7 protein-coding genes are annotated in these 7196 nt (G+C 71.2%); 5 read left to right on the top strand and 2 right to left on the bottom strand.

Going from position 1 to position 7196, the window contains the following annotated elements:
- Positions 1 to 61 precede the first annotated feature (61 nt).
- A complete protein-coding gene (locus ACWIF2_RS39425; protein ID WP_454366367.1) occupies positions 62 to 271 on the top strand; it encodes a hypothetical protein in 210 nt (69 codons plus the stop codon).
- 38 nt (positions 272 to 309) lie between these two features.
- On the opposite strand, the gene ACWIF2_RS39420 is transcribed toward ACWIF2_RS39425, so the two are convergent.
- Positions 310 to 1680 carry an ABC1 kinase family protein gene (locus tag ACWIF2_RS39420; RefSeq protein ID WP_454366366.1) on the bottom strand — a complete coding sequence of 457 codons (1371 nt, stop codon included), beginning with the start codon at positions 1678 to 1680 and terminating at the stop codon, positions 310 to 312.
- Positions 1673 to 2905, bottom strand: coding sequence for a ThiF family adenylyltransferase (locus ACWIF2_RS39415; RefSeq protein ID WP_454366365.1), 1233 nt, complete (start codon positions 2903 to 2905; stop codon positions 1673 to 1675). Before ACWIF2_RS39415 ends, ACWIF2_RS39420 begins: the two co-directional genes overlap by 8 nt.
- Before the next feature lie 269 nt (positions 2906 to 3174).
- Between ACWIF2_RS39415 and ACWIF2_RS39410 the strand changes: the two genes are divergently transcribed.
- From ACWIF2_RS39410 to ACWIF2_RS39395, 4 genes are all read left to right on the top strand, one after another.
- Positions 3175 to 3783, top strand: a complete 609-nt coding sequence (locus ACWIF2_RS39410; RefSeq protein ID WP_193481071.1) for a M48 metallopeptidase family protein — start codon at positions 3175 to 3177, stop codon at positions 3781 to 3783.
- Between the two features lie 142 nt (positions 3784 to 3925).
- Positions 3926 to 5653 carry a TerD family protein gene (locus tag ACWIF2_RS39405; protein WP_454366362.1) on the top strand — a complete coding sequence of 576 codons (1728 nt, stop codon included), beginning with the start codon at positions 3926 to 3928 and terminating at the stop codon, positions 5651 to 5653.
- An 11-nt stretch (positions 5654 to 5664) separates the two neighbouring features.
- Positions 5665 to 6345, top strand: coding sequence for an AIM24 family protein (locus tag ACWIF2_RS39400; protein ID WP_020275068.1), 681 nt, complete (start codon positions 5665 to 5667; stop codon positions 6343 to 6345).
- Positions 6346 to 6361: 16 nt separating this feature from the next.
- Complete coding sequence (locus tag ACWIF2_RS39395; protein ID WP_382490455.1) at positions 6362 to 7117, top strand: AIM24 family protein; 756 nt, start codon at positions 6362 to 6364, stop codon at positions 7115 to 7117.
- Positions 7118 to 7196: the final 79 nt, after the last annotated feature.

The following is a 7196-nucleotide window of genomic DNA, read 5'->3' as shown; positions in this document are numbered from 1 at the left end:
GACCGGCCCCCGCGGTGCGTTGTGCCGGCGAAGCCGCAGGGCACGGCGATATCGTCGGCGCGTGACGAGTCCTCGCGGAGGAAACGACGACGGCGGCTCCGCCGCGGAGCCCGAACGCCTCGTGTGCGCCCGCTGCGGCACCTCGGCCGAAGCCCCGCAGCTCACCTGGACCTGCTCCGTGGAGCACGGCGCACGTCGGGACTTCTGCGAGACCTGCTCCCGGGAGAACCTCAGGGCGATCGAGGGGCGGCTGGACTCGGACTGGTGGTAGAGCGCGGACAGCGGGTCACCCGTGGTACCCGCCGGGGCTCATGCCTCCGCCGCCGACTCCTCGCCGTCCGCCGGATCCTCCGGGACGAACCCCGGCAGCCATTCCTCCAACTCCTCGCGCAGACGCACCGCCGCCCCCAGCTGGCACAGCACCCCGATCGTGCTCAGGGTCACCCGGTGGATCAGCAGATACGACGGGGGGAGGTTGAGCTGCTTGCCGAGCTGGTAGGCGGGGGAGCGGGGGTCGGCGACACGGGCCGCCTGGCTGCGCATCCAGCCGCGGGTGAAGGTGAACTCCTCGACCTGGGCCGGCTCGATGATCGGCAGCAGATAGTCCAGGACCGCGTCGGGATCGAGCTCTATGGTCTCCTTGACGAACCCCTCCGCGCACAGCAGCTCGTAGACCGCCTCGGCCTCCCCGTCGAGGGTCATCCGAAGGGACTCGCCGATGGTGGCCGGGAGACCACCCGGAAGACGGTCGACCGTGCCGAAGTCCAGGACGCCCAGGCGCCAGTCGTCCTCGCCCTCCGGGCCGCCGGGCAGCAGCCGGAAGTTGCCCGGGTGCGGATCGGCGTGCAGCAGGCCGGTGCGGGCGGGGCCGGAGAACAGGAAACGGGCCAGGAGCTGGCCGACGCGGTCACGCTGTTCCTGGGTGCCGTCCGAGATGATCTCCGACAGGGGGATGCCGTCGATCCACTCGGTGACCAGGACCTGGTCGGACTGGTGCACCACCTGCGGCACGACGACGTCCGGGTCGTCCGTGAACTCCTCCGCGTGGGCCTGCTGGGCCTGGGCCTCCAGGCCGTAGTCCAGCTCCTCCGAGACGCGGTCCTTCAACTCCGCGATCAGAGGCTTGATGTCCATCCCGGGGATCAGCGGACCGAGCAGGCGGGAGAAGCGGCTCAGCTGGTTCAGATCGGACAGCAGGGCCTCGCCGGCGCCCGGGTACTGCACCTTGACCGCCACCTCACGGCCGTCGTGCCACACCGCCCGGTGCACCTGGCCGATCGAGGCCGCCGCGGCGGGCTTGTCCTCGAACTCCAGGAACAGCTTCTGCCAGCCCTCGCCGAGCCGCTCCTCGAGCACCGCGTGCACGGTGCGCGTCGGCATCGGCGGCGCCGCCTCCTGGAGCTTCGTCAGTGCCGCCCGGTACGGGCCGGCGACCTCCTCGGGCAGTGCCGACTCGAAGACGGACAGGGCCTGGCCGAACTTCATCGCGCCGCCCTTGAGCTCGCCGAGCACCTTGAAAAGCTGCTCCGCTGTGCGCTGTTGGAGCTCGCGGCCCACCAGTTCCGCGGACTCGCCGACGATCCGCTTGCCGAATCCCCAGGTCGCCCGCCCGGCGATACCGAGCGGGAGTGCGGCGAGCTTGGCGGTCCGGGTGACCGCCTTCCGGGGAAGATCAGACATGCGCCCTCCAAGTCCCAGCCGGCCGCTCCGCCTCTGCCTCACGGCACTGCTCCGACGGCCGTTGCACCGCCATTGTCTCGTGTGACTGCCCTTCCTCCGAGAGGCGCTCCCCCTTTCCTCTCTCCGCCGCAGCGCACGGGCATGCAGGATGCGCCCAGATCGGCCGCGCATGCCAATGGAGACCGGGGACGGACACCTCCCAGCGTGCCCCGGCGCTCGACGGAACCCGGCCGTCGAGGAAGGCCAGCGCGTGGGCGGCGGCCAGTCCGGCCACGGTCGTGGCGAGTGTCAGGTCGCAGGGCCGCACCTGCTGCTGCCTGCCGGAGCGCCACTGGGCGACCAGGCGCGGCCAGGTCGGATCCCGGTCGGTGCGGCTGTGGTGCAGACAACCCGCGCAGCCCGTCTCCCCGGGCAGGACGAGAGGCCCGACCATGCCGGTCCCCTCCACGACGCCGGCGTACAGATGGGGTGTCCCGGCGCCCATCAGCGACTCGGCGGCGGACGGGTCCGGCGCGTACATGGCCACATCGTCCCGCGGGGCGACGATCACCAGCGAGAAACCGGGATCGCCTTCCTCCTGGTGCGCCTGCGCCTGTGTCTGCGCCTTCGCTGTCGCAGGGCGCGGCGGCCGGTCCGGGGCCGCCCGGCGCACGGCACGGCGGGCCGCCTCGTCGCGGCGGTCGCCGACGGCGTCGGCGGGCAGCCCGCCCGGCGCGACATCCCACGGTTCCACCCGTCCGAGGTCGCGCACGTCGACCTCGCCGACTCCGGCCCCCGCCAGCAGCGAGGCCAGCACGGCGCCGACCCGGCCCGCACCCCGCACCTGAACGCGTTGCGCGCGCCGGGCGGCCAGCCGTCCGATCGCGTCACCGGGAGCGGAAGTGGTCAAGGACAGGGAAGCCAGGTCGGGGCGCAGCCGGTCCAGGACCTCTTTCTTCCGGCGCAGGGCCTCGGCGGCCGGTCCGCCGCCCCGCGCGTCGTCCAGGAGCCCGGCCCGCGCGAGCCGCCGCACCAGCCCGTCGACATGGCCGTCGGGCAGATCCATCCGGCGTCCCTCCTCGCGCAGCAGCTCCAGTCCCCGTGTGCCGTTCAGCAGGTCGAGGAAACTGCCCGTCGCCTGGTCCATCGGGCCGAGCGTCATCGCATGCGCCGGTGTCATCCCGAACTGCACCGTGTTGAGGTCGCGCCAGCCGCGCCTGAGCGCGGGTTTCACCACTGGATGCATGACAGGCCCCCGTATGTCATAGATCGTCCCCGTATGCCGGTCGAGCATGGGAGCAGCCCGAGACTGGTCGCAGGTCCGGCCCTGGTCCTGGACCGAAGCCACCCATCGCTTCGCCGACAAGAGCCAGCATGCCCAAACCCGCCGCAGACCGCCGAAAGTTGTCCACAGGCACGGGCATTCGTCGTACAAATCAGGCTGCCGGTGGTGGCATCGGCACCGAACCGTCCCGGAGCCGGGACTTCCCCGTGTGCAGCGGGTAACGTCGGGGCGTGCCCGCCGACCCACTGCACCGCGCCGGAAAACCACAGCGCAGCACGACGAGCCAGCCGCCGAGCGGCTCGAGGGCGAGCGCGATCGAGGTCCGCAGAAGCACCCGCCGACGCCGAACGGTCTCCGCGTACCGCGAGGGCGATCGCACCGTCGTGCTCATCCCCGCCCGGATGTCCGAGGCGGAGGAGCAGCGCTGGGTGACCGTCATGCTCGACAAGCTGGCCGCCCAGGAGAGCAAGCGGACCCTCGGCGACACCGAGCTGGCCGAACGGGCCCGGCGTCTTTCGGACCAGTACTTCGGCGGGCGGGCCCGGCCCGCTTCGGTGCGCTGGGTGACCAACCAGAACACGCGCTGGGGATCCTGCACCCCGTCCGAGGGCAGCATCCGCCTGTCGCACCGTCTGCAGGGCATGCCCGAGTACGTGGTCGACTACGTCCTCGTCCACGAACTCGCTCATCTGCTCGTCCCCGGACACGGACCCCGCTTCTGGGAGCTGCTGGAGGCCTATCCGCGGACGGAGCGGGCCCGGGGATATCTCGAAGGCGTGGTCGCCGCCGAGCGGTTGCCGCATGTGCCCGGTGCGCGGGGCGAACGCCCCACGGGGTGAGTGACCGCTTTGCGTGAGCGAGCAGCCGATACGGCCGCGCGCGGGTTCTGTACCGGGTCTGTACCGACTTCGTCCGGTGTCGGAGTTTGCCGTTAGCCTGGCGCGACGCAATCACGTTCTGGATGGGGGACGGTCGTTACGCATGGCCAGGGAATTCCAACGCGGCCACAAGGCCAGGATCAGTGACCTCACCGCGGGCACGGATCTGTACGTAGGCGTGCAGATCTCGGGCCCCGGACTGAGCTTCGACATCAGCTGCTTCGGCCTCGACGCCGACGAACGGCTCTCGGACGACCGCTACTTCGTCTTCTTCAACCAGCCGAAGTCTCCCGAGGAGTCCCTTCAGCTCCTGGGTGCCCAGGCGGGCGACACGGAGTCCTTCCGGGTGACGCTCGACCGGATCCCGCCGCAGATCCAGAAGCTGTCCTTCACGGCGACGATCGACGGCGCCGGCCAGATGTCGCAGATCGCCCCCGGGTACATCCGCATCGTCGCGGGTGGCGAGGAGGTGGCCCGCTACTCCTTCAACGGCTCGGAGTTCTCCACCGAACGGGCCGTGATGCTGGGTGACTTCTACCTCAAGGACGTCTGGCGGTTCGCCGCCGTCGGGCAGGGCTTCGACGGGGGTCTCGACGCGCTGCTGAAGAACTTCGGCGGCGAGGTGGCCGAGGAGGAAGCGCCCGCGCCCGCCCCGCAGCAGCCGCAGGCAGGCGCGGCTCCGGGTTTCGCCCCGCCCGCGTTCGGCGTCCCCGGCACTCCGGAACCGGCCCCGGCCCCCGCACCGGCAGCACCTCCGGCCCCCGCTCCTGCCCCGCCGCCCGCTCCCCAGCCCCAGCCCGCCGCGCAGGGCTTCGCGCCGCCTCCGGCCCCGGCACCGGCGCCCGGAGTGCACGGCGCCCCCACCATCGCCGCGCCCATGAACACTCAGCCGGACGGCGCCCCGGTGCCGCCCCCGGCCCCGGCGCCCGCGCCCTACGGCCAGCCGGGCCAGCAGCCGCCGCCGTACGGCCAGGTCCCCGGCCAGACGGCCCCACTGCCTCCCGGCTACGGCCAGCCGCAGGCACCCCAGGCGCCCCAAGCCCCGGCCCCGCCCCCCGGATACGGCCAGCCCACCCCGCCCCCGGGCTACGGTCAGCAGCCGCCGTTCGGACAGGCCCCCTACGGTGCCCCGCAGGAGGGTGCCGCCCCGCAGGCCGCCGCTCCCCAGGGCGCCGGTGTGTCCGCCGCGCTCCAGCAGTTCAAGGAGACGCCCACCGGCCAGCGCTGGACGCAGCAGAACAAGAAGCTCGTCCGCGTCGACCTCGGCATCGGCGGACAGCCCGTGCTCGCCCGGCAGGGCAGCATGGTGCTCTACCAGGGCAAAGTCGACTTCAGCTACAAGGGCGCCGGCTTCGCCGGCCGGATCGTGGGCAACGCGACCGGCCAGGAGATGCAGCTGATGCGCTGTACTGGCCAGGGTCAGGTGTTCCTCGCCGAGAACTCGACCATGCTGCACCCCATCGAGCTCCAGGGCGACGCCGTCTGCGTCTCCGCCGAGAACGTCCTCGCGTTCGACGAGAGCCTCACCTACGAGGTCCGCCGCATCGAGGGACACGGCATCCCTGGAGGCGCGCTGTTCACGATGCAGTTCCAGGGGAGCGGCACCATCGTCGTGAAGACGCACGGCACGCCCGTGGTGCTGCCTGTCACGCCCACCACGTTCGCCGACTGCAACGCCGTGGTCGCCTGGTCCGCCGCCGCCCAGGTCGTCGTCTCCAGCCAGGTGCGGATGCGCCGAAACGCCTACCCCGGTGACACCGGCGAGAGCGTGAACCTCCAGTTCCGGGGTGCGCCCGGCAACTTCATCGTCGTCCAGCCGTACGAGGTCTGAGGGAGCCCGTCATGACACAGCAGCTCGCGGGCCACGCCCCCGCACCCGTCACCGCCCGCATGGAGAACCACGGCAACCACATGCTGAAGGTCGCCATGCAGACCGGGAACGACCTCCTCGCGCGCGTGGGGTCGATGGTCGCCTACGAAGGGTTCGTGCAGTACGAGCCCAACCCGCCGGCCGTGCGCCAGATCGCCAAGGACTGGATGACCGGCGAGGGCGCGCCCCTGATGAAGTGCTCCGGCGACGGCCTGCTCTACCTCTCCGACTACGGAGCGAACGTCGTCGTCATCAACCTCAACGGTGACGGCATCTCCGTCAACGCCACCAATCTGCTCGCCTTCGACGCCCACCTCACCTGGGGTGTCGAGCGGGTCAAGGGCCTGGCGAAGTTCGCCGGGCAGGGCCTGTGGAACACCAAGATCTCCGGGCAGGGCTGGGTCGCGCTGACCTCCCGGGGCAAGCCGATCGTCGTCGACTGCGGAGGCGGCGAGGACGAGACGTACGTCGACCCCGACGCGCTCGTCGCCTGGTCCCCGAACCTCAAGGTCAAGGGCAAGCGCAGCTTCAGGGCACAGTCGCTGATCGGCCGGGGCAGCGGCGAGGCGTACCAGATGGCCTTCTCCGGTCAGGGCATCGTCGTCGTCCAGCCCAGCGAGGACAGCACCGACCGTCTCCGGGTCCGGGGCTGAGGGGGAGCAACACGCCATGCAGAGCCCGATTTTCGCCTACAACGAGCAGCAGACCCAGGACCGCTGGAGCCTGCAGAACAAGCAGATGCTGCGCGTCGCCCTGGAGGGCCACGACGACATCCTGGCCCGCAAGGGCACCATGGTCGCCTACCAGGGCCTCGTCGAGTTCGACGCCGAGTACCAGAGCAACGACCAGTCACGCGCGCGTGCGCACACCGGTGAGGGACTCGACCTGATGCGCTGCCACGGGCAGGGCACGGTCTACCTCGCCAACCTCAAGCAGCACGTCCACGTGATGGAGGTGGAGCAGGACGGCCTCACCGTCGACAGCAGCTACGTGCTGGCGATGGACTCCTCCCTGCACCACGAGGTCATCGCCGTCGACAGCCTGTACGGCATCTCCGGCTCCGGGAAGTACCAGCTCAACATCACCGGCCGGGGCAAGATCGCCCTGATGACCTCGGGTATGCCGCTGCTGATGCAGGTGACCCCCGACAAGTACGTCAACTGCGACGCCGACGCGATCGTCGCCTGGTCGACGAGCCTGCGGGTGCAGATGCAGGCCCAGACGCACTCCTCCGGGGTGTGGCGGCGCCGCGGCAACACCGGCGAGGGCTGGGAGCTGAGCTTCATGGGCAACGGCTACGCGCTCGTCCAGCCCAGCGAGCTGCTGCCGCCGCAGAACGCCCAGGTCGGCTCGGGCCTCTCCGCGCAGTACGGCATGGGCCAGCAGGGGGCGCGCGGGCAGAACCAGGGCAACGTCTGGAGTTGACCGGCCACGAAGCCGCAAGGTGTAAGGGCTGCCTTGTCGCCGAGGTCGGCGACCGCCTCGCGGGCTATGTCCACCTCGG

This window comes from Streptomyces sp. NPDC055506, from assembly GCF_053643595.1.
Note: the sequence above shows the minus strand (reverse complement) of the source record. Positions and strands in the feature narration are given on the sequence as shown.